23 protein-coding genes and 1 riboswitch are annotated in these 21,727 nt (G+C 68.7%); of the genes, 10 read left to right on the forward strand and 13 right to left on the reverse strand.

Annotated elements, in window-relative coordinates; genetic code table 11:
• The 7 genes from AC2H6A_RS04255 to AC2H6A_RS04285 form a co-directional block, all read right to left on the reverse strand.
• On the reverse strand, window positions 1-2,108 hold a 2,108-nt coding region (locus tag AC2H6A_RS04255; protein WP_484271894.1), incomplete at its 3' end, for a sodium-translocating pyrophosphatase.
• Window positions 2,109-2,239: 131 nt separating this feature from the next.
• On the reverse strand, window positions 2,240-2,893 hold the full coding sequence (gene adk, locus AC2H6A_RS04260) for an adenylate kinase (RefSeq protein WP_484271895.1): 654 nt from the start codon (window positions 2,891-2,893) through the stop codon (window positions 2,240-2,242).
• Window positions 2,894-3,018: 125 nt separating this feature from the next.
• Entirely contained in the window at window positions 3,019-3,825 is an 807-nt protein-coding gene (gene kdsB, locus AC2H6A_RS04265) for a 3-deoxy-manno-octulosonate cytidylyltransferase (protein WP_484271896.1), read from the reverse strand.
• Between the two features lie 25 nt (window positions 3,826-3,850).
• Window positions 3,851-4,018 carry a Trm112 family protein gene (locus AC2H6A_RS04270; RefSeq protein WP_484271897.1) on the reverse strand — a complete coding sequence of 56 codons (168 nt, stop codon included), beginning with the start codon at window positions 4,016-4,018 and terminating at the stop codon, window positions 3,851-3,853.
• The gene (gene lpxK / locus AC2H6A_RS04275; protein WP_484271898.1) at window positions 3,999-5,183 is read right to left on the reverse strand and encodes a tetraacyldisaccharide 4'-kinase; all 1,185 of its coding nucleotides are present in this window, start codon (window positions 5,181-5,183) and stop codon (window positions 3,999-4,001) included. The genes AC2H6A_RS04270 and lpxK overlap by 20 nt, the downstream gene beginning before the upstream one ends.
• A 10-nt stretch (window positions 5,184-5,193) precedes the next feature.
• Window positions 5,194-5,622, reverse strand: a complete 429-nt coding sequence (locus tag AC2H6A_RS04280) for an ExbD/TolR family protein (RefSeq protein WP_484271899.1) — start codon at window positions 5,620-5,622, stop codon at window positions 5,194-5,196.
• Between the two features lie 14 nt (window positions 5,623-5,636).
• Entirely contained in the window at window positions 5,637-6,287 is a 651-nt protein-coding gene (locus AC2H6A_RS04285; RefSeq protein ID WP_484271900.1) for a MotA/TolQ/ExbB proton channel family protein, read from the reverse strand.
• Window positions 6,288-6,615: 328 nt separating this feature from the next.
• Here AC2H6A_RS04285 and xseA point away from each other — a divergent pair, with 328 nt between their 5' ends.
• Window positions 6,616-7,983: an exodeoxyribonuclease VII large subunit gene (gene xseA, locus AC2H6A_RS04290; RefSeq protein WP_484271901.1), complete on the forward strand. Its 1,368-nt coding sequence runs from the start codon at window positions 6,616-6,618 to the stop codon at window positions 7,981-7,983.
• A gap of 81 nt (window positions 7,984-8,064) precedes the next feature.
• On the forward strand, window positions 8,065-8,646 hold the full coding sequence (locus AC2H6A_RS04295) for a superoxide dismutase (protein WP_484271902.1): 582 nt from the start codon (window positions 8,065-8,067) through the stop codon (window positions 8,644-8,646).
• A gap of 45 nt (window positions 8,647-8,691) precedes the next feature.
• On the opposite strand, the gene AC2H6A_RS04300 is transcribed toward AC2H6A_RS04295, so the two are convergent.
• Both AC2H6A_RS04300 and AC2H6A_RS04305 read right to left on the reverse strand, forming a co-directional pair.
• Window positions 8,692-9,171 (reverse strand): DUF192 domain-containing protein, encoded by a 480-nt coding sequence (locus tag AC2H6A_RS04300; protein WP_484271903.1) that lies wholly within the window; start codon window positions 9,169-9,171, stop codon window positions 8,692-8,694.
• Between the two features lie 100 nt (window positions 9,172-9,271).
• Window positions 9,272-9,409, reverse strand: a complete 138-nt coding sequence (locus tag AC2H6A_RS04305) for a hypothetical protein (protein WP_484271904.1) — start codon at window positions 9,407-9,409, stop codon at window positions 9,272-9,274.
• A 274-nt stretch (window positions 9,410-9,683) separates the two neighbouring features.
• Here AC2H6A_RS04305 and icd point away from each other — a divergent pair, with 274 nt between their 5' ends.
• Window positions 9,684-10,937 (forward strand): NADP-dependent isocitrate dehydrogenase, encoded by a 1,254-nt coding sequence (gene icd / locus AC2H6A_RS04310; protein WP_484271905.1) that lies wholly within the window; start codon window positions 9,684-9,686, stop codon window positions 10,935-10,937.
• A 29-nt stretch (window positions 10,938-10,966) separates the two neighbouring features.
• Here the strand turns inward: icd and AC2H6A_RS04315 are convergent, their stop codons facing one another.
• Entirely contained in the window at window positions 10,967-11,914 is a 948-nt protein-coding gene (locus tag AC2H6A_RS04315; RefSeq protein ID WP_484271906.1) for a LysR family transcriptional regulator, read from the reverse strand.
• A 127-nt stretch (window positions 11,915-12,041) separates the two neighbouring features.
• On the opposite strand from AC2H6A_RS04315, the gene AC2H6A_RS04320 reads away from it, so the two are divergent.
• Both AC2H6A_RS04320 and AC2H6A_RS04325 read left to right on the forward strand, forming a co-directional pair.
• Window positions 12,042-13,028 carry a tripartite tricarboxylate transporter substrate binding protein gene (locus tag AC2H6A_RS04320; RefSeq protein ID WP_484271907.1) on the forward strand — a complete coding sequence of 329 codons (987 nt, stop codon included), beginning with the start codon at window positions 12,042-12,044 and terminating at the stop codon, window positions 13,026-13,028.
• Window positions 13,029-13,233: 205 nt separating this feature from the next.
• Window positions 13,234-13,338, forward strand: a riboswitch (glycine riboswitch).
• Window positions 13,339-13,387: 49 nt separating this feature from the next.
• Window positions 13,388-14,644, forward strand: coding sequence for a D-amino acid dehydrogenase (locus AC2H6A_RS04325; protein WP_484271908.1), 1,257 nt, complete (start codon window positions 13,388-13,390; stop codon window positions 14,642-14,644).
• A 77-nt stretch (window positions 14,645-14,721) separates the two neighbouring features.
• On the opposite strand, the gene AC2H6A_RS04330 is transcribed toward AC2H6A_RS04325, so the two are convergent.
• The gene (locus tag AC2H6A_RS04330) at window positions 14,722-14,925 is read right to left on the reverse strand and encodes a cold-shock protein (RefSeq protein WP_484271909.1); all 204 of its coding nucleotides are present in this window, start codon (window positions 14,923-14,925) and stop codon (window positions 14,722-14,724) included.
• A 369-nt stretch (window positions 14,926-15,294) separates the two neighbouring features.
• Here AC2H6A_RS04330 and clpS point away from each other — a divergent pair, with 369 nt between their 5' ends.
• The 5 genes from clpS to AC2H6A_RS04355 all read left to right on the forward strand — a co-directional run bounded on the left by clpS (window position 15,295) and on the right by AC2H6A_RS04355 (window position 20,197).
• A complete protein-coding gene (clpS, locus tag AC2H6A_RS04335) occupies window positions 15,295-15,603 on the forward strand; it encodes an ATP-dependent Clp protease adapter ClpS (protein WP_484271910.1) in 309 nt (102 codons plus the stop codon).
• On the forward strand, window positions 15,600-17,918 hold the full coding sequence (gene clpA, locus AC2H6A_RS04340) for an ATP-dependent Clp protease ATP-binding subunit ClpA (protein WP_484271911.1): 2,319 nt from the start codon (window positions 15,600-15,602) through the stop codon (window positions 17,916-17,918). The genes clpS and clpA overlap by 4 nt, the downstream gene beginning before the upstream one ends.
• Window positions 17,919-18,068: 150 nt before the next feature.
• Window positions 18,069-18,383 (forward strand): c-type cytochrome, encoded by a 315-nt coding sequence (locus tag AC2H6A_RS04345; RefSeq protein ID WP_484271912.1) that lies wholly within the window; start codon window positions 18,069-18,071, stop codon window positions 18,381-18,383.
• 9 nt (window positions 18,384-18,392) lie between these two features.
• Window positions 18,393-19,691, forward strand: coding sequence for an FCSD flavin-binding domain-containing protein (locus tag AC2H6A_RS04350; RefSeq protein ID WP_484271913.1), 1,299 nt, complete (start codon window positions 18,393-18,395; stop codon window positions 19,689-19,691).
• A complete protein-coding gene (locus tag AC2H6A_RS04355) occupies window positions 19,688-20,197 on the forward strand; it encodes a disulfide bond formation protein B (RefSeq protein WP_484271914.1) in 510 nt (169 codons plus the stop codon). Before AC2H6A_RS04350 ends, AC2H6A_RS04355 begins: the two co-directional genes overlap by 4 nt.
• Before the next feature lie 72 nt (window positions 20,198-20,269).
• On the opposite strand, the gene rfbD is transcribed toward AC2H6A_RS04355, so the two are convergent.
• The gene (rfbD, locus tag AC2H6A_RS04360; RefSeq protein WP_484271915.1) at window positions 20,270-21,163 is read right to left on the reverse strand and encodes a dTDP-4-dehydrorhamnose reductase; all 894 of its coding nucleotides are present in this window, start codon (window positions 21,161-21,163) and stop codon (window positions 20,270-20,272) included.
• A 2-nt stretch (window positions 21,164-21,165) separates the two neighbouring features.
• Window positions 21,166-21,717: a dTDP-4-dehydrorhamnose 3,5-epimerase gene (gene rfbC / locus AC2H6A_RS04365; protein ID WP_484271916.1), complete on the reverse strand. Its 552-nt coding sequence runs from the start codon at window positions 21,715-21,717 to the stop codon at window positions 21,166-21,168.
• Between the last annotated feature and the right edge of the window lie 10 nt (window positions 21,718-21,727).

The following is a 21,727-nucleotide window of genomic DNA, read 5'->3' on the forward strand; positions in this document are numbered from 1 at the left end:
AACTGGCGGCGCACCTCGGTGACCACCGAGCGCGCTGCGCGGCCCACGGCCTCCATCGCCATCGCACCGAACAGGTACGGCACGAGACCGCCGATGAACAGGCCGATGATGACCGCCGGGCCGGCGGTGTCCTTGTAGGGATCGCCCACGGTGTCACCGGTAACCGCGGCCTTGTGCGCGTCGGAGCCCTTGCCGCCGTGGTTGCCTTCCTCGATGTACTTCTTGGCGTTGTCCCAGGCGCCGCCGCCGGTGCACATGGAGATGGCCACGAACAGGCCGGTGACGATCGTGCCCATCAGCAGGCCGCCGAGCGCCTGCGGGCCGAGGATCAGGCCCACCAGCACCGGCACCAGCACCGGAAGGATCGAGGGGATGATCATCTCCTTGATCGCCGCGGTGGTGAGCAGATCGACCGCCTTGCTGTAATCGGGCTTGGCGGTGCCTTCCATGATCCCCTTGATCTCGCGGAACTGGCGACGCACCTCCTCCACCACCGAACCCGCCGAGCGTCCCACCGCCTCCATGGCCATCGCGCCGAAGAGATAGGGGATCAGGCCGCCGATGAACAGGCCGACGATCACCATGTGGTTCGACAGGTCGAACACGGTGGGGATGCCCACCGATTCGAGCCCGTGGGTGTAGTCGGCAAACAGCACCAGCGAGGCCAGACCCGCCGAGCCGATGGCGTAGCCCTTGGTGACCGCCTTGGTGGTGTTGCCCACCGCGTCCAGCGGATCGGTGATGTCGCGCACCGACGAGGGCAGTTCGGCCATCTCGGCGATGCCGCCGGCGTTGTCGGTGATCGGACCGTACGCGTCGAGCGCAACCACGATGCCCGCCATCGACAGCATGGAGGTGGCGGCCACCGCCACGCCATACAGGCCGCCGAGGCCGAACGAGGCGAGGATCGCCGCGCAGACCATCAGCACCGGCCAGGCGGTGGACTTCATCGACACGGCGATGCCGGCGATGATGTTGGTGGCATGACCCGTGGTGGACGATTGCGCCACATAGCGCACCGGGTGGTACTCGGTGCCGGTGTAGTACTCGGTCACCCAGACGATCAGGCCGGTGAGCACCAGACCCACCACCGTGCACAGCCAGAGGTTCATCACCGACAGGCCGCTGGCGGCCAGGTCGGCGCCGCCGAACACCCAGGCGGTGATCGGATAGGCCGCGATCACCGCGATCACGCCCGCCACCACCAGGCCCTTGTACAGCGCGTTCATGATCTTGCCGCCAGGCGAGGCCTTGACGAACATCACGCCGATGATCGACGCGATGATCGAGAAGCCGCCGAGCACCAGCGGGTAGATCACCGCCTGGCCCTCGACGCCCTTGACCATCAGTGCGCCGAGCAGCATGGTGGCAATCAGGGTGACGGCGTAGGTCTCGAACAGGTCGGCCGCCATGCCCGCGCAGTCACCGACGTTGTCGCCCACGTTGTCGGCGATCACCGCGGGGTTGCGGGGGTCGTCCTCGGGAATGCCGGCTTCCACCTTGCCGACCAGGTCGGCGCCCACATCGGCGCCCTTGGTGAAGATGCCGCCGCCCAGCCGGGCGAAGATCGAGATCAGCGACGAGCCGAAGGCCAGGCCCACCAGCGGCTTGAGCACGGTGTGCAGATCGGCGCCCTTGGCACCGACGCCGCCGAGCACCGCGTAGTAGCCGGCCACGCCCAGCAGACCCAGGCCTACCACCAGCATGCCGGTGATCGCGCCGCCCTTGAAGGCGACATCGAGCGCCTGGTTCAGGCCCTGGGTGGCCGCCTGGGCGGTACGCACATTGGCGCGCACCGACACGTTCATGCCGATGTAGCCGGCCGCGCCCGACAGGATCGCGCCCAGCGCGAAGCCGATCGCGGTGGGCCAGCCCAGGCCGGGAACCAGGCCCAGCACGAAGAAGAGCACCACGCCGACGATGCCGATGGTGCGGTACTGGCGGTTCAGATAGGCCTGCGCGCCGGCCTGGATGGCAGCGGCGATCTCCTGCATGCGCGCATTGCCGGCGGGCAGTGCCAGGATGGTGCGGCTTGTGGCGATGCCATAGATGACGGCGACCACACCGCAGACCAGGGCGAACCACAGGCCTGTTGAGACTGCTGACATCGGACTCTCTCCTGCGTTTTATTGTGGATTGGAACTGGGAAGCCGTCTGACGGGCACGCGATTCTGCGCAAACGCCCGTCGCGTTGGCAAGCCGAGGCGCCCGCGACGCGGAGCGCTCGGCTGAAACCGGACTAGCGCAGGGCCTCGAAGGCCCGATCGCGGATGGTTTCGACCGGGCCGATGCCCGCGATCTTGCGGTAGGCGGGGGCGCCCGGCGCGCCGCTGGCGGCCCACTGCCCGTAATAGCCCACCAGCACGCTGGTCTGCGCGTGGTAGACCTCGAGGCGTTTGCGCACCGTGTCTTCGCGGTCGTCGTCGCGCTGGATCAGCGGCTCGCCGGTGATGTCGTCGCTGCCCTCGACCTTCGGCGGATTGAAGCGCACATGGTAGGTGCGGCCGCTGCCGACATGCACCCGGCGTCCGCTCATGCGCTCGATGATCTCGGTATCGGGCACATCGATCTCGAGCACGAAGTCGATGGCCACGCCGGCCGCCTTCATGGCGTCGGCCTGGGGGATGGTGCGCGGGAAGCCGTCGAACAGGTAGCCGTCACGGCAGTCGGGTTCGGCCAGGCGGTCCTTGACCAGGCCGATGATGATGTCGTCGGACACCAGGCCACCGGAGTCCATGACCTTCTTGGCGGCCACGCCGAGCGGCGTGCCCGCCTTGACCGCCGCCCGGAGCATGTCGCCGGTGGAGATCTGCGGGATGCGGAACTTCTCCTTGATGTAGGCGGCCTGGGTGCCCTTGCCTGCGCCCGGCGGCCCGAGGAGGATCAATCGCATGAATGCAACCTGGAAGTGTGTTGGCGGGACATCGTGCGGGCCTGCGCGTGGGCGCCGACACACGGCGTCAATGGGCTGCTGCGCGGCTTTCCGCCCGGAAAGGTATCGTCAAAGCCGCCCCAGGGTCAAACCGCGCCCGTGGCCACCAGGGCGCGAACCCGCTCGAGATCAGCCGGGGTGTCCACCCCCGGCGCGGGTGCGCTCTCGAGGGTGATCACCGCGATCGGGTGACCGTGCCACTGCGCACGCAGCTGCTCCAGCGACTCGATCGCCTCGAGCGGCGAACGCGGCATGGCGGGATAGCCGCGCAGGAAGCCGGCCCGGTAGGCGTACAGGCCCACATGACGCAGCACCGGCACCGCCCGCAGTGCCAGCGAGAGCGCGGCATCGCTCCCGGCCGACAGGCCGGCGAGCGCGTCGCGCTCGAACGGGATGGGCGCGCGCGAGAAGTACAGCGCCCGCCCGCGGGCATCGAGCACCACCTTGACGACATTCGGGTTGAGGTAGTCGGCGCAGGTCTCGATCGGGTGCGCGGCGGTGGCCATCGGGCAGTCGGGCTGGTCGGCGAGGGCCCGGGCGACCTGCGCCAGCACGGCCGGCTCGATCAGCGGCTCGTCGCCCTGGAGGTTGACCACCACCGCCTCGTCGGCGAGGCCCAGGCGCTCGACCGCCTCGGCCAGGCGATCGGAGCCGGAGGCATGGTCTTCGCGCGTCATGACATGGGCCACACCGTGGGCGGCGCAGGCCTGCCCGACCAGGACCGAGTCGGTGGCCACCACCACGCGCGATGCGCCGCTGAGGGCCGCACGCTGCGCCACCCGAACGATCATCGGCAGGCCGCCGATGTCGGCCAGCGGCTTGCCGGGCAGCCGGCTCGAGGCCATGCGGGCCGGAATCAGCGCGGTGAAGGCGGGAATGGCGGTGTCCTTCATGGATCGGCGCGGCCGTTGCCAGGCCTCATTCGGCGAGGCGGCGGGCCTCCTCCTCGAGCATCACCGGGATGCCGTCGCGAATCGGGAAGGCGAGCCGGTCACGCGGGCAGACCAGTTCGGCCGCCTCGCGCTCGAGCCGCAGCGGTCCCTTGCACAGGGGGCACACCAGGATGTCAATCAGTCGATGGTCCACGCAGCCTGTCCTCCAGCCAGTCGACCAGCGCCGGGTCGGGGTGCGCCCGCACCTCGAGATACCAGCAGCGCGGGTCGTCGAACGGCTCGAATTTTACGGCGTCCTTGGCGGTCATGACGATCACCTCGGCCTGCGGGGGCAGCAGCGTGGGGTCGGCGAGCCCGTGGTCCGGGAGCGCGACGGTGCTCTCGAGGCTCAGGCCGAGGCTGCGGGCCAGGGCGAAGAAGCGCTCGGGTTGCGCGATCCCGGCCAGGGCATGGACCCGCCGTCCGCGGCAGGTCTGCGCGAACTGCGCAGGGGACAGCGTCGGCCGGGGCGGCGCTGCCGGCCCGGTCCGGTCGGGCCGCGCACGCGCATCGGGCGGTCCGACCGGGTGCCAGTCGCCCGCCCGCAACCGGAAGGTGAACTGGCGATCGGGCAACGGGGTGGCGTACAGCGTTGAGCCCGGCGTCGGCAATCCGGCAGCGGGCTCGATCGTGAGGGCTGCCGGCTGCGGGGCGAGCGCCTCCGGCAGATCGTCGGGCAGGCGCCAGACCAGCGCGTCCATGTCAGCGAGGTGGGCAAGCGGCTCGCGCAGCGGACCCGCCGGCAGCAGGCGGCCGAAGCCGGCGCCGCGCTGGTCGAATACCGCGATCTCCAGCGTGCGGGCCAGTCCGGGGTGCTGCAGGCCGTCGTCGCTGAACACGATCCCGGTGTCGGGATGGGTGCTCATCAGCAGCGCCAGCGCCTGCGCGCGGCGCGGCGCGCAGGCCACCGGCACACCGCTGGCGCGGGCGAGCAGCACGGGTTCGTCGCCGTGCTCGCGGGCATCCCCGGTCGCGCCCACCAGACGGGGGTCGGTGCGATGTGCGCGGTGGCCCCGCGCGATGATGCCCACCCGCCATCCCCGCGCTGCCAGCGTGCGGGCGAGTTCCGCGGTGAGCGGCGTCTTGCCGGTGCCGCCGACCACCAGATTGCCCACCACCACGATCGCCGGCCGGAGGTTGGGTGCCAGACGCAGCACGCCCGCCCGTCGTCGGCGGCTGACCCATCGGGTCAGGCCGCTGAGCGGCAGCAGCAGGCAGCGGTCCAGCCAGTCAGGGGGGCGCGAAGGCGATCCGAACCAGCGCTGCAGCAGCCAGGACTCCAGGCGGAGGCGGATCCGCTCGGGGGAGGGCGGCGGCATCGTGCCGCGCTCAGCGCTGTCCGGTGCCGGCTGCCTGGGCGGCGAAGGTGACCCGATTCAGGCCGGCAAGCCGCGCCGCTTCCAGGACATTGACCACCGACTGGTGGCTTGCGCCGGCGTCGGCGTTGATCACCAGGGTGACGTCGCCGCGGCCGCCGGCGGCACGCTGCAGCGCCTGCGCGAAGCCACCCGGGCTGTCGTAGGCCCGCACCTTGTCCTCGATCGCGTAGCGGCCCTCGGCCGAGACGGTCACCATCAGTTCGCGCGGGCGCTCGGCCGGCTTATCCGCACCCGCCGAGGGCAGGTTGACGCCGAGCTCGGTGAAGCGGGTGTAGGTGGTGGTGACCATCAGGAAGATCAGGATCACCAGCAGCAGGTCGATCAACGGAATGAAGTTGATCTCGGGCTCGTCCCGGGGCGAACTGCGGCGGAAGTTCATCGGGCGCTCACGGCTCAGGCACGCGGCTTGGCGGCCGCCTCGGCGCGCGCCGCCCTTGCCTGCTCGTGATGCATCCGGATCGCATCGAGCAGACGGACCGACTGCTGTTCCATCTCGATGAGCAGCCCGTCCACCCGCGCTCGGAAGTGGCGGTAGGCGATCATGGCCGGTATCGCGATGATGAGTCCGAACGCGGTGTTGTAGAGCGCCACCGAGATGCCATGGGCGAGCTGCTGCGGGTTGGTGCCAGCCGGCGCCTGGGCGCCGAAGATCTCGATCATGCCGACCACGGTGCCGAACAGGCCCATCAGCGGGGCCATCGAGGCCACCGTGCCCAGCGCCGAGAGGTACTTCTCGAGCTCGTGGGCCACCGCCCGGCCGGTCTCCTCCATCGCCTGCTTGATCACTTCCCGGGGCGCGAATTCATGACGCAGCCCGGCGGCGAAGATCCGGCCGATCGGTGCACTGCCCTCGAGCTTCTGGATCATTTCCGGGGTGATCTGCTGGGCTCGATGCATGGCGAGCACATCCTCCAGCAGGCGCGGCGGCGCGACCCGGGATCGCTTCAGCGACAGCGCGCGCTCGACGATGAGCGCAACCGCCACCACCGATGCCAGGATCAGGAACCACACCGGCCAGCCGGCCGCCTGGATCAGGGAAAACAAGGGAGGGCTCCGCGGTCGAGGACTGAGTTGCCCGGCATTGTCCGGTGTTTCCGATGGCGCGGGCAAGTTGCCCGGCCGGCGGCACTGGCAGCCGTCAGCCGGCGCTATGATCTGTCAACAAAACCTGTGGACAAAGATGTGGATATCCCGGCCCCGCCCGGCCGAAACCCGCGTCATTCGGTGCTCCAGACGGTCTGCCGAAATTTTCCGCATCAATAAAAACATTATAAAACAATGCCTTGCACGAATTTCCATTGCTTCCGGCGGGGTCTGTCGACGGCGTCCTTCGGCGCTGGCCCATGTGGACAGCCGCCGTCTGAAATCCCGCATGGCTGCTGAATCCTCCGGGGAAGGCGCCGGCCGGGGCGGTGCCGTCATCACCGTCAGCCAGCTCAACCGGATGGTCGCCGGCCTGATCGAATCCGGTCTGCCCTCGGTCTGGGTCGGTGGCGAGATCTCCAATCTCACCCGGGCAGCCAGCGGCCACTGGTACTTCACCCTCAAGGACGCCGCTGCCCAGGTGCGCTGCGTGATGTTCCGGCACAAGGCGCAGGCCGTGGGTTTCCAGCCACGCGAGGGCGACCGGGTCGAGGCGCGCGGCCTGGCGGGGCTCTATCAGCCGCGGGGCGACTTCCAGCTCGGGGTCGAGCAGCTGCGCCGAGCCGGTGCCGGCGACCTGCACCAGCAGTTCCTGCGCATCCGTGACCGCCTGCTCGCCGAGGGCCTGCTGGCGCCGGAGCGCAGGCGCGCGCTGCCGGCCCATCCGCGGCGCATCGGCGTGATCACCTCGCCCCAGGCGGCGGCCCTGCGCGATGTGCTCGCGGTGCTGCGCGACCGTGCGCCGCACATCGAGGTCGTCCTGTACCCCGCCCCGGTGCAGGGCGCCGACGCGCCCGGCGCGCTGATCCGGGCGCTGGGCGTCGCCGCGCGCCGCGCCGAGTGCGATCTGCTGCTGCTGGTGCGCGGCGGCGGCTCGATCGAGGATCTCTGGGCCTTCAACGACGAAGCGCTGGCCCGGGCGATCGCCGCCAGCCCCCTGCCGGTGGTGAGCGGCGTCGGCCATGAGACCGACACCACCATTGCCGACTTCGTCGCCGACCTGCGCGCGCCCACGCCGACCGCGGCCGCGGTGTTGGCCACGCCGCGTCGCGACGACCTCCTCGGCGCTCTCGTCCAGACCGCCGGCCGCCTCGGTCGGGCTGCCCAGCGATCGCTCGACACCCGCGAGCAGCGGCTCGACATGGCTGCGGGGCGCCTGCGATCGCCCTCGGCCCAGTGGGCCTTGCGTGTCCAGGCCCTCGAGGGACTCGCCGGGCGGCTGCACCGGGCCGGCCTTCAGCGCTTCGATCGCAGCGAACGCCGGCTCGACCATGCGATGGCTCGTCTGCGGCCGCCCGACTGGGCTTCTGCCCGCCAGCGCCTCGCGTCGGATGTCCAGCGGCTCACTCTGGCGCTTGACCGTGCACTGCTCGGGCGCACCGACCGGCTCCAGGGCATGGCGCAACAGCTCGAACTGGTCAGCCCGCGGGCCGTGCTGGCCCGCGGCTACGCGATCCTGCAGCGGGCCGACGGCTCGGTGGTGCGTCGCGCAGCCGAGGTGCCGGCTGGCGAGCAGCTGCGCGCGGCGCTGGCCGACGGGGCGCTCGATCTGACCGTGCTGTCGTCGAGTCCCCCCGAGCCGCGCGGATTGCGTTGAGAGCCGCTGGCCTTCTGGCCTAGAATCGCGGGCTCGCCCAGCCCCCGCGGCTCATCCAACCTCTTGCCCACAGGACGCCCCATGGAACACACCCTGCCGCCGCTGCCCTATGCCGCCGATGCGCTCGCGCCGCACATCTCCAAGGAAACCTTCGAGTACCACCACGGCAAGCACCATCAGGCCTATGTCACCAACCTGAACAACCTGATCAAGGGCACCGAGTTCGAGTCCCTGGGCCTTGAGGACATCGTCCGCAAGTCGTCCGGTGGCGTGTTCAACAACGCCGCCCAGGTGTGGAACCACACCTTCTTCTGGCACAGCATGAAGCCCGCCGGCGGCGGCGAGCCCACCGGGGCCCTGGCTGACGCCATCAACCGCAAGTGGGGTTCGTTCGCAGCCTTCAAGGAGGCCTTCACCAAGAGCGCGGTGGGCAACTTCGGGTCCGGCTGGACCTGGCTGGTCAAGAAGCCCGACGGCTCAGTCGACATTGCCAACACCTCCAACGCCGGCACCACCCTCACCGGGGCCGACAAGGCGCTGCTCACCATCGATGTCTGGGAGCATGCCTACTATGTCGATTACCGGAATGCCCGGCCGAAGTTCGTCGAGACTTTCCTGAACAGCCTGGCGAACTGGGATTTCGCTGCCCGCAACTTCGCCTGAGCCCTGTTTGCCCGGGCGCTTCGGCGCCCGGCAAGCCCGCTCGCGTCAGTCGGGCTGGAACATGCCCCTGGGGCCGCTCAGGCGGCTCCCCTCCTTCAAGCCTCGCCGGGCAAACCAGCCCTGCTCCATTTCCAGCACATAGCGCACCGGCTTGGCCGAGCAGTGGCTGTCGTCGCTGAAGGGCTGCATGTCGGCGATGTTGACGATGCGCCCGGCGTCATCGATGAACGCTGCCGACAGCGGAATCCGGGTGTTTCGCATCCAGAAGCACTGGCGCGAGCGATCCTCGAACACGAAGATCATGCCGTGATTGGGCGCCAGCGCGTCGCGGTACATGAGACCGCGGGCCCGTGTGGCGAAGTCGGCGGCAACCTCGGCCCTGATCAGATGGATGCCCGCCTGCAGTTCGACGCTGGGAAGCGTCTGGGGACGGGCGTTCGCGGGATCGTTCTGGGCGGTGGCGGGCGTTGCGCCGCACAGCAGCAGGGCCGCGGCAAGCAGCCAGGCAGACGGGTTGATTCTCATGCGCGCGGTCTCCGGGGGCCGGACAACGCCGCGCAACCGGCGGCGGCACCATGAAAAAAGGCAGGGGAGAACCCCTGCCTTTGATCGACCGAAGTGTCGATTACTTCTTGGCTTCGGCTTTCTTCTCGTCTTTCTTGGCGGCGGCGGGAGCCGGCTTCTTCTCGTCTTTCTTGTCCTGGGCGTAGACGGCGCCGGTGGCGAACATGGCGGCGATCAGAGCGGCGATCAGTTTGGTCATGGCATCCTCGGATGGTTTTGATGGATTGAAAGGGACCTTGCGGTCCTCTCCTGTAACGCACTCGGAAGCGGTCCGTTGACACGAGAGCGCGGAGTGTAGCCCGAGCCCGACGCCGAGCGAGTCCGGGGTGGCGGTTTTGCAACAGACCGCGCGTCCGGTCGGGGACGGGGCAATCCGGTTCCTCGGGCGTGGATCCGGCCGCCTGCGGGCGGCGGACTATAATCGGGTCACGCAGCAGAAAACCACCGAGCGTCTCTTCAGGGGTGCCCCAACCATGTACAAGCACATCAAGATTCCGGCCAGCGGCGAGAAGATCAAGGTCAATGCCGACTTCTCGCTCCAGGTTCCCGACAACCCGATCATTCCCTACATCGAAGGTGACGGAACCGGCTTCGACATCACCCCGGTGATGATCAAGGTGGTCGATGCCGCCGTGGCCAAGGCCTATGCCGGCAAGCGTCGCATCCACTGGATGGAGATCTTCGCGGGCGAGAAGTCCACCAAGGTCTATGGTCCCGATGTCTGGCTGCCCGAGGAGACCCTGCACGCGCTGCGCGAGTATGTGGTGTCGATCAAGGGACCGCTCACCACCCCGGTGGGTGGCGGCATCCGCTCGCTGAACGTCGCCCTGCGCCAGGAACTCGATCTGTATGTCTGCCTGCGGCCGATCCAGTACTTCAAGGGCGTCCCCTCGCCCCTGAAGGAGCCCGAGAAGACCAACATGGTCATCTTCCGGGAGAACTCCGAGGACATCTATGCCGGCATCGAGTACGAGGCCGAGTCCGACAAGGCCCGCAAGCTGATCCGGTTCCTGATCGACGAGATGGGCGTCAAGAAGATCCGCTTCCCCGAGACCTCCGGCATCGGCATCAAGCCGGTTTCGCGGGAGGGCACCGAGCGCCTGGTGCGCAAGGCCATCCAGTACGCCATCGACAACGACAAGCCCAGTGTCACCCTGGTGCACAAGGGCAACATCATGAAGTTCACCGAGGGTGGCTTCCGTGACTGGGGCTACGCCCTGGCCCAGCGCGAGTTCGGCGCCCAGCCGATCGACGGCGGCCCCTGGTGTCAGTTCAAGAACCCGCGTACCGGCCGCGAGATCGTGGTCAAGGACAGCATCGCCGACGCCTTCCTGCAGCAGATCCTGCTGCGGCCGGCGGAGTATTCGGTCATCGCCACGCTGAATCTGAACGGCGACTATGTGTCGGATGCGCTTGCCGCGCAGGTCGGGGGCATCGGCATTGCCCCGGGCGCCAACATGAGCGACTCGGTGGCCTGCTTCGAGGCCACGCACGGCACCGCGCCGAAGTACGCCGGCAAGGACTATGTCAATCCGGGTTCCGAGATTCTGTCGGCCGAGATGATGCTGCGCCACATGGGCTGGGTCGAGGCGGCCGACCTCATCATCTCGTCCATGGAGAAGTCGATCGCCAGCAGGAAGGTCACCTATGACTTCGCCCGCCTCATGGAGGGCGCCACGCAGGTGTCCTGCTCCGGCTTCGGTCAGGTGATGATCGACAACATGTGAGGCGCCGGCGCCGTCTGGCGCCGTCCGGCTCAGGACCCCGACCTGGCGCCCCCGGCTCGGGGTTTTTTTTCGGGGGAACCGCCGCGGGCGCTGGCGGCGTCGGCCGCCAGCGTCGCGATGCGCGCGCGCAGGCTGGCCAGTGCCGGGGGCGGCGTACGACGGCGCAGCATCACCAGGGCGAAGCGCGCGGTGGCGGCCAGCGGTGGATCGAGGCGCAGGGGCACCAGGTCGGGTGCGGCCGCCTCGATGGCCAGCACCACGGCGTCGCTGCGTCGGGCCACGTCGATCAGGCTGGGTATTTCCTCGCAGCGCAGGGTCACGCAGGCCGCGGGGTCGGCGGCCGGGCCGTAGCGCTCGACCAGCACCCGCGCCACCTCGTCCGAGAGAGGGGTGGAGGCGATCGGATGGCGCAGGATCTCATCGAACCGCACCCGGCGCCGCGGCGCGAGCGGATGTCCGCGCCGGACCATGAAGGCCCCGGGCAATTCCAGCAGGGTCTCGGCGGCGAGATCGGGCGCCGGGCGCAGCGAGCGGGCATCGACCACCAGCGCGTCGAGTTCGCGCTCGCGCAGCGCCTGCAGCAAGGGCGCGGTGCCGCCGCGGGCGATGCTCAGCTGTAGTCGAGGGCGCTCCCGCGCCATCGCGAGCAGCAGGGGCGTCATCAGCAGCGCGCCCGGCCCCGAGCCCATGCCGACACGCAGCACGCCCCCTTGGGCGTCGCCGGCGAAGCGGGCGCTGTCACGAAGGTCGGTGGCCGCGAGCACCAGATCCTGGGCGCGAGCCAGCGCTTCTCGGCCGAACGGGGTGAGCTCGGTGCGCCGGCCGATCCGGTCGAACAGCGGCTGCCCGAGCTCGGCCTCCAGCGCGCGAATGCTGCGGCTCAGGGCGGGCTGGGTCAGGAAGAGCGCCGTCGCGGAGCGGCTGAAGGAACCGGTCTGGGCGAGCGAGATGAGGTGCCGCAGTTGCACCAGGGTCATGGTCGATGATCCTCCTGGTACATATCAAAACTCATCGATCGGCAAAAAACAATGCATTGGACTTGGCATCGCGGCGGACCTAGATTGGCTTCACCCGCTTACAACCCGCTGCCCCCAGGGAGTTGCCATGGCCCGACGCCTTCTCTCGACCTGCCTCGGCCTGCTGGCCGGTCTCTTCGTCGGCGCCGCGCCGGCACTGTCGCAGACCTATCCCGTCAAGCCCGTGAGCCTGATGGTTCCGTACCCGGCGGGCGGCCCTTCCGACGCGATCGCCCGCATCATCAACGGAGCGCTCGCCCGCGAGCTCGGCCAGCCGGTGCTGGTCGAGAACCTTGGCGGGGTCAGCGGTGCCCTGGCCGCGCAGAAGGTGCTGGCAGCCCCCGCCGATGGGCAACTGCTGTTCCAGGGGTCGCCCAACGAGGTGATCCTCTCGCCCCTGGCCAACGCGGCAGTGCGCCTCAGAACCGAGGATTTCCGCCTGGTGCATCCCGTGGCCGATGCGGTGATGGTGTTCGTCACCCGCAAGGACCTGGGGGTGAACACCGTGGACGAGCTGATCGCGCTCGCCCGCCGCTCCGGCGACAAGCCGCTGCTCTATGGCAGCGTGGGCGTGGGATCGCTCTATCACCTGATCATGGAGAATGTTCAGTCGGTCACCGGCACCCGGTTCTCGCATGTGCCGTACAAGGGCAATGCGCCGCTGCTTCAGGATCTGGCGGGCGGTCAGGTGGATTTTGCGGTGCTGGTCTACAGCGCGGCGATGGGTGCGCTGGCCGATCAGGGCCGGCTCAAGGTGATCGGACAGCTGGGGTTGCAACGCTCCGAGCTGTTGCGGCAGGTGCCCACCGTGGCGGAGGGGCAGATGCTGCCGCAGTTCTCCTACAAGATCTGGAGCGGGGTGATGGTGCCTCGCCAGACCCCCGAGCCGGTGGTGGCCCGCCTCCACGAGGCGATCGGCAAAGCCCTCCAGAACCCCACGGTGCGCACCCAGCTCGCCGCACAGACCCAGGTTGCCGCCGCGCCGATGTCGCTGGCCGAGTCGGCCCGCTTCTTCGAGACCGAGACCGCCCGCTACCGCGGCATCGCCCGCCAGATCAATCTGCAGCCTCAGTAGCGGTCGGCAGGCCTTCCTCGCCGTCTGCCGTGAGGGTCACCCGGGCGATGGGGCCGTTCGCCGCCAGCGTCACCACAGCAACAACGCCAACCGCAGAGGTCGCCACGGCAGCTTGACAGTCACCCGCAGGAGAGCGTCCCGGCCCAGGCCGGGACCACCGAAGGCGCAAACTCCCATGAACGCTCAGGTTCCGTACTGCACCATACCAACGCCGTCTGGAGAGCCGTCACCCCGGTGACGCACCGAAGGAGCAAGGCACGGACCCAAGTCCGCGCCGAATCTCTCAGGTACCAAGGACAGGGGGAGCGGCACACGGGTCACCCGCAAGGTGGCCCGTCAGTCTCGTCAGGAGTCTCCCCATGAAAGTCATCGTCCTCGGCGCCGGCCTGCTCGGCGTCACCTCCGCCTACTTCCTGCGGCAGCTCGGCCACGAGGTCACAGTTGTCGACCGCCAGGCTTCGCCCGCGGCCGAAACCAGCTTCGCCAACGGCGGGCAGATCTCGGTCAGCCACGCCGAGCCCTGGGCCAACCCCAGCGCGCCACTGAAGGTGCTGCGCTGGCTGGGCCGGGAGGATGCGCCGCTGCTGTTCCGCATCCGCTCCGACATGCGCCAGTGGCTCTGGGGGCTTCGCTTCCTGCGCGAATGCTCGCCTGCGCGCACCCGCCACAACATCGCCCAGATCGTGCGTCTGGGCACCTACAGCCGCGCGGTCCTGCAGCAGTTGCGGCGTGACATCGGCATCGCCTACGACGAGCGCACCCAGGGCATCCTGCACTTCTACACCAGCCGCAAGGAGTTCGACGGCGCAGAGGGGCCCGCGGCGCAGATGCGCGAGCTCGGCTGCGACCGGCGCGTGATCTCGGCCGACGAGGCGGTGCGCATCGAGCCCGCGCTGCGCCACATCCGCTCGCAGCTTGCCGGCGCCACCTACACCGCCGAAGACGAGTCGGGCGATGCCAACCGCTTCGCGCGGGAACTGGTGCGCCACTGTGAGGCCGACGGCGTGCGCTTCCTGATGAGCCACACCATCACCGCGCTGCGCGAGGCGGGTGGATCGATCGATCACATCGAAGCCACCGACAGCGAAGGCCGCTTCCAGCGCCTGCGCGCCGATGCCTATGTGCTGGCGATGGGCAGCCTGTCGCCGCTCTATGCCCGACCCCTGGGAATCTCGCTGCCGATCTACCCGGCCAAGGGTTACTCGGTGACGCTGCCGGTGAAGGATGCGTCGATGGCGCACCAGGTGTCGCTGACCGATGACGAATACAAGCTGGTGTTCTCGCGGCTCGGCGACCGGCTGCGTATCGCCGGCACGGCCGAACTCAACGGCTATGACCGCGACCTCAATCGCGTGCGTTGCGAGGCGATCGTGCGCCGGGTGGAGCAGCTCTTTCCGGGCGCAGGCGACACCTCCCGCGCGCAGTTCTGGACCGGCCTGCGCCCGGCCACGCCGAGCAACGTGCCGATCATCGGGCGCGCCCGGCTGCCCAACCTGTTCCTGAACACCGGCCACGGCACGCTCGGCTGGACCCATGCGTGTGGCTCCGGCCGCAGCATCGCCCGCATCGTCAGTGGCCTGAAGCCCGAAGTGGACTTCGCATTCGCCGGCGCCTGATCGCGCCCGGTCTAAAAACACCCCCGCGTCCTGTCAGAGGGGGGGGCAGGTGGTCAGGCGCAGCCTGACCACCGTCATCAGGAAGCCTGGATGTTCGAGGCCTGCTTGCCCTTCGGGCCGCTGACCACCTCGAACTGCACCTTCTGTCCTTCCTTGAGGCTCTTGAATCCGTTCATCTGGATCGCGCTGAAGTGCGCGAAGAGATCCTCACCGCCATCATCGGGGGTGATGAAACCATACCCCTTGGCGTCATTGAACCACTTAACCGTACCGGTAGCCATATCAAGCCATCCCACGAAAATCATCCAATGACCCGCGCACTTGCAGGACGCTCGGGCCGCCCTCACATCTGCTCACATCAGAATTCGCCAGCTTGACAGCTTGAAGATACCGGCCCGGTGCCGGCAAGGCGGCCCGACACCCAAGCAAAGCTAAACCTCAGTGACCGCAGGGATTCTTTTGCAAAGCTCAGGCAAAGTCAAGGCGCGAACCGGTGTCGCGGGTGGCGCCGAAGTCACGGTGGGTGATGGTTGCGGCGTGCAAAACCCTTCGGCTCCAGCCACCCGCTTCCGATCAACCGATGGCCGGCGGCCTCACGCGCTTCGTCAGGTTCGCCTTGCGGTACTCTGCTGACTGGTTAGAATCGATTCATGGCGACAAGGCACGATCCCTCCACCGTGGCGGAACGGCAGGAGTCCAGGCTCAAGCCGCCGCCGATGTATCAGGTTCTCATCCTCAATGACGACTACACTCCCATGGAGTTCGTCGTCAGCGTGTTGCAGCGGTTTTTCGGCATGGGCCGTGAAAAGGCCACCCAGGTGATGCTGAAGGTGCATCGCGAGGGGCGCGGGGTGTGTGGCGTCTTCCCACGGGACGTCGCCGCCACGAAGGTCGAACTTGTGAGCAGTTACTCACGCCAGCACCAGCACCCGCTGCAGTGCGTGATGGAGGAAGCATGATCGCCCAGGAACTGGAAGTCAGTCTGCACATGGCCTTCGTGGAAGCGAGGCAGCAGCGCCATGAGTTCATCACCGTCGAGCACCTGCTCCTCGCCCTGCTCGACAATCCGTCGGCGGCCGAGGTGCTGCGCGCCTGTGCGGCCAACATCGACGACCTGCGCAAGAGCCTGACCTCCTTCATCAAGGAGAACACGCCGGTCGTGCCGGGCACCGAGGAGATCGACACGCAGCCCACCCTGGGCTTCCAGCGGGTCATCCAGCGGGCCATCATGCATGTGCAGTCCACCTCCAACGGCAAGAAGGAGGTCACCGGCGCCAATGTGCTGGTCGCCATCTTCGGCGAGAAGGACTCGCACGCGGTCTACTACCTGCACCAGCAGGGCATCACGCGTCTCGATGTCGTCAACTACATCTCGCACGGCATCACCAAGAATCCGCAGCCCAAGGAGCCGCCCAAGGAAGAGGCGCCCGAGGCCGAGCAGGAGGCCGGTGCTGCCGGGCAGCAGGGCGCGCTCGAGCAGTTCACCCAGAACCTCAATGCCATGGCCCGCGAGGGCCGCATCGATCCGCTGATCGGTCGCGAGCACGAGGTGGAGCGCGTCATCCAGGTGCTCTGCCGCCGCCGCAAGAACAACCCGCTGCTGGTGGGTGAGGCCGGGGTCGGCAAGACCGCCATCGCCGAGGGCCTGGCCTGGCGTATCACCCAGGGCGACGTGCCCGAGGTGCTGGCCGATGCCACCGTCTATTCGCTCGACATGGGCTCGCTGCTGGCCGGCACCAAGTACCGCGGCGACTTCGAGCAGCGGCTCAAGACCGTGCTCAAGCAGCTCAAGAGCGCCCAGCACGCGATCCTGTTCATCGACGAGATCCACACCCTGATCGGCGCGGGCTCGGCCTCCGGCGGCACGCTCGATGCCTCCAACCTGCTCAAGCCGGCGCTGTCGTCGGGGCAGCTGAAGTGCATCGGCGCCACCACCTACAACGAGTACCGCGGCATCTTCGAAAAAGACCACGCGCTGTCGCGCCGCTTTCAGAAGATCGATGTCAACGAGCCCTCGGTGGAGCAGACCGTGCAGATCCTGCGCGGCCTGAAGACCCGCTTCGAGGAGCACCACGGCGTCAAGTACTCCTCCTCCGCGCTGTCGGCGGCGGCCGAGCTGGCCGCCAAGTTCATCAATGACCGCCATCTGCCCGACAAGGCGATCGATGTCATCGACGAAGCCGGCGCCGCCCAGCGCATCCTGCCCAAGAGCCGGCAGAAGAAGGTCATCGGCAAGAACGAGATCGAGGACATCGTCGCCAAGATCGCCCGCATCCCGCCGGCCTCGGTCTCGTCCGACGATCGCAGCAAGCTGCAGCATCTCGATCGCGACCTGAAGAACGTGGTGTTCGGCCAGGAGAAGGCCATCGAGGCCCTGGCCGCGGCCATCAAGATGTCGCGCTCGGGTCTGGGCAAGCCCGACAAGCCGATCGGCGCCTTCCTGTTCTCCGGCCCCACCGGGGTGGGCAAGACCGAGGTCGCCAAGCAGCTGGCCTTCATCATGGGCATCGAGCTCATCCGTTTCGACATGTCCGAGTACATGGAGCGGCATGCGGTCAGCCGGCTGATCGGCGCGCCCCCGGGCTATGTCGGCTTCGATCAGGGCGGTCTGCTCACCGAGGCCATCACCAAGAAGCCGCACGCGGTGCTGCTGCTCGACGAGATCGAGAAGGCGCATCCGGACATCTTCAACATCCTGCTGCAGGTGATGGACCACGGCACCCTCACCGACAACAACGGGCGCAAGGCCGACTTCCGCAATGTGATCATCATCATGACCACCAACGCGGGCGCAGCCGATCTGCAGAAGCGCTCCATCGGCTTCTCGGACACCCGTCAGGCGGGCGACGAGATGGTCGAGATCAAGCGTCTGTTCACGCCCGAGTTCCGCAACCGCCTGGACTCGATCATCAGCTTCCGCGCGCTCGATGAAGAGATCATCATGCGCGTGGTCGACAAGTTCCTCATCCAGCTCGAAGAGCAGCTGCACGAGAAGAAGGTCGAGGCGATCTTCTCGGATCGTCTGCGCAAGATGCTGGCCGCCAAGGGCTTCGATCCGCTCATGGGTGCGCGGCCCATGCAGCGCCTGATCCAGGACACCATCCGCAAGGCGCTGGCCGACGAGCTGCTGTTCGGTCGGCTGGTGGGTAGCGGCAAGGTGGTGGTCGATCTCGACGAGCAGGAGAACGTCACCCTGTCGTTTGCCGATGGTGCGGTCATCCCCACCGTGACCGGTGGCGATGGCGAGGAGCAGGCCGAGGTGGTGCAGGCCTGACACCGGCGCTTGACCGCCCCCACAACGCGGGCCTCGGGGCCCGCGTTGCACTTCTGGCGTATCTTTCCGGCTGGAGTCCTGCCCGCGATGCGCTGCTGCGCCGCGGCGCCGGCGCCCAGATCGATCCGCAACCGCAACGGAGACCACACCATGACCCACCGACTGGCCGCGCTGGCGGCCATTGCCTCGCTGAGCCTGGCCTGGGCGGCGCCTGCGCAGGCACAGGACGCCCGCTACCTGGCCGCTAACTGCGCGAATTGCCACGGCACCGAGGGCCGCGCGTCGGCCGGCGGTGGCATGCCCGGCCTGGCAGGCCTGTCGCGCGGCTATTTCATCGAGCAGATGAATGCCTTCCGCAGCGGCACGCGGCAGGCCACGATCATGCACCAGCTGGCCAAAGGTTATACCGACGAGCAGATCGCCCGGATGGCCGATTACTTTTCCCAGATCAAGCCCGTCCGCTAGGAGCCCGCCATGAGCCCGCATGACCGCAATCGTCGCCGCGCCCTCCAGGCGCTGGGTTCCGTCGGCGCTCTCGGCGCTTTGAGCGCCTGCGCCATCACGCCGCCTGCGCCGCCACCGCCCGCCCGGCTGGGCAAGGTGATGGTGATCGGCGCCGGTTTCGGCGGCGCCACGGCCGCCCGCTACCTCAAGCTCTGGGGCGGCCCGGGCCTGGAGGTGATGCTGATCGACCGCAACCCGCAGTTCGTCTCCTGCCCGCTCTCCAACCTGGTGATCGGCGGCTCGCGCAAGATCGAGGATCTCACCGTCAGCTACCAGGGCCTGCGCGAGCAGGGCGTGGTGGTGATCAGCGATGAGGTCTCCGCGATCGATGCCGCGCGCAAGCGCGTGGTGCTCGGCAAGATCGCCGATCAGAGCTACGACCGTCTCGTGGTGGCACCCGGCATCGACTTCAACTTCGGTGCCATCCAGGGGCTGGACGCCGAGGCGCAGAAGACCGTGCTGCACGCCTGGAGGGCCGGCCCCCAGACGGTGGAACTGCGTCGCCAGCTCGAGGCCATGCCTGATGGCGGGGTCTTCGTGATGAGCATTCCGCTGGCGCCCTACCGCTGCCCGCCCGGTCCCTACGAGCGGGCCTGCCAGGTGGCCAGCTACTTCAAGGCGAGCAAGCCGCGCTCGAAGGTCATCATCCTCGACGCCAATCCCGAAATCATCTCCAAGAAGGGCCTGTTCACGAAGGCCTTCACCGAGACCTATGCCGGCATCGTCGAGTACCGGCCCAACAGCAATGTCACCGAGATCGATGCGCGCGGGCGCACGGCGATCACCGAGATCGGCGACCGCGTGCGGGCCGATGTGCTCAATGTGATCCCGCCGCAGGCGGCCGGCGAGATCGCGCGCAAGGCCGGCCTGATCAACGCCAATAACCGCTGGTGCCAGGTCGACTGGGTGAGCATGGAGTCCACGGCGGCGCCGGGGGTGCATGTGCTCGGGGATGCCACGCTGTCGGCGCCGGCCATGCCCAAGTCGGGCCACATGGCCAACCAGCACGGCAAGGCGGCCGCCGCGGCGATCGTCGAGTCGTTGAGCGGGCGCACGCCGCAGCCGCAGATGATGGCCAACACCTGCTACAGCTTCATCGACGACCGCAATGTGGTGCATGTCGCCTCGGTGCACCGCTACTCGGCCGAGAAGAAGACCATGGAGGCGGTGGCCGGCGCTGGCGGGCTCTCGTCTGCGCCCAATGTGCTCGAGGGGGTCTACGCCAATGCCTGGGCCCAGACCATCTGGAAGGACATGTTCGCCGGATGATTGCCGAGCCGCGGCGCCTGCTGGGAGCCATGGCCGCGCTGGCCGCGGCCGCCCTGCTGCTGGCGCTGCTTCTTCAGCATGGCTGGGACATGCGGCCCTGCGCGTGGTGCGTGCTGCAGCGTCTGGTGTGCCTGGCGATCATCCTGGTGGCGGGGGCGGGTTCGCTTGCCCGGGTGCGCGCTGCCTGGCTCGGGGCCGGGCTGATCGGGGTGGCGCTCTCGGCCGCCGGGCTGGCCGCGGCGCTGCATCAGCACTTCGTGGCCGCGCGCAGCGACGCCTGCGGCGTGAGCTTTGCGGAGAAGATCATCATGGCCGCTGGCCTGCACGAGATCGCACCCTGGCTCTTCATGCCGGATGCCCCCTGCCAGGAGGCCAATCTGCCCTGGCTGGGCGTGCCTTTCGCGCTCTGGGGGGCGGCGCTGTTCACGCTCTGCGGTGCGGCGGCGGTGGGGGTGACCGTGACTGCGTGGCGCGGCCGGCGGGCGGCTGGGGGCGGGCGGGTCTGAGCGCGGACCTCGGGTCTACGCCGCCCTTCCCAGGGGCGAACCGGCGGTGGCGGCGGGCTTGCCCGAGGCGGATCAGCCCGCGGTGTCGAGCAGGTCGTCGAGCGCCGCTTCCCAGTGCGGCAGGGCGATGCCGGTGGCCTGCGTCAGCTTCCGATTGGACAGCACCGAATTCGCGGGACGGCGGGCGGGCGTGGGGTAGTCGGCCGTGCCGATCGGCGTGACCTGCGGCGCTGCGCAGGGCGGCATGCCCAGCGCGGCGCGCACCCGCGGCAGACGGTCCATGATGGCCCGGGCAAAGCCGCACCACGACACCCTTCCGGCGCAGCTCAGGTGGTACACCCCCGAGGCAGGGCCGCCGCCGGCAAGCAGCGGCGTGACCAGTCCACGGGTGGCGCGGGCGATCGCCAGGCTGGTGGTGGGCGCACCGAACTGGTCGTCGACCACCCGCAACTCGGCGCGCTCGCCGGCCAGCCGCGCCATGGTGGCGAGGAAGTTGCGCCCGCCCAGGCTGTAGACCCAGCTGGTGCGCAGCACGAGGTGTCTTGCGCCGCTGGCGGCCACGGCGAGCTCGCCGTCGTGCTTGGTTCGGCCGTAGACGCTGAGCGGTTGGCAGGGGTCGTCCTCCTGCCAGGGTGCCTGCCCGCTGCCATCGAAGACATAGTCGGTGGAGAAGTGCACGAGCGGGCAGTCCAGCTCGTGCGCCACTTCGGCCAGCGCGCCAGGGGCGACGGCGTTGACCGCCTGCGCCAGCAGCGGTTCCTGCTCGGCGCGGTCCACTGCGGTGTAGGCCGCGGGATTGATGATCAGCTGCGGGGCCAGCGCGCGCACCCGCGCGCGGATCTGCTCGGGTGGCGCGCTCAGGTCGAGCACCGAGCGGTCGGCGGCGATGAGCTCGCCCAGTCCTGCGAGCTCATCGCGCAGGGCGTGGCCGACCTGGCCGGCGGTGCCGGTGATCAGGATGCGCATGATCAGGGATAGAGCGGCGCGTCGGCCAGCGCCAGGCCGACCTGGTCTTTCGCCGAGAGCACCGGTTGCTGCCCCGGCGCGAGCGGCCAGCGCACGCCCACCGCCGGATCCGACCAGAGCACGCAGCGTTCGTGCTGCGGGGCGTAGTAGTCGGTGGTCTTGTAGAGGAAATCGGTGCGCTCGGAGAGCACGAAGTAGCCGTGGCCGAAGCCCGGCGGCACCCAGAGCATGCGCTTGTTCTCGGCCGAGAGGATGAAGCCCTCCCAGTGCCCGAAGGTGGGCGAGCTGCGGCGCAGGTCGACCACCGCATCGAAGACCTCGCCGGTGACGGCGCGCACCAGCTTGCCCTGCGGCTGCTCGATCTGGTAGTGCAGCCCGCGCAGCACACCGCGCGCGGAGTGCGAGTGGTTGTCCTGCACGAAGTCGGCGGTCACGCCGGTGGCCTGGGCGAAGGCGCGGGCGTTGAAGCTTTCGAAGAAGAAGCCGCGGTCATCGCCAAACACCCGGGGCTCGATCAGGAGCACGCCGGGCAGGCGGGTGGGCAGGATGTTCATGAGGGCAGCC

It is taken from the genome of Quisquiliibacterium sp., from assembly GCF_982640115.1.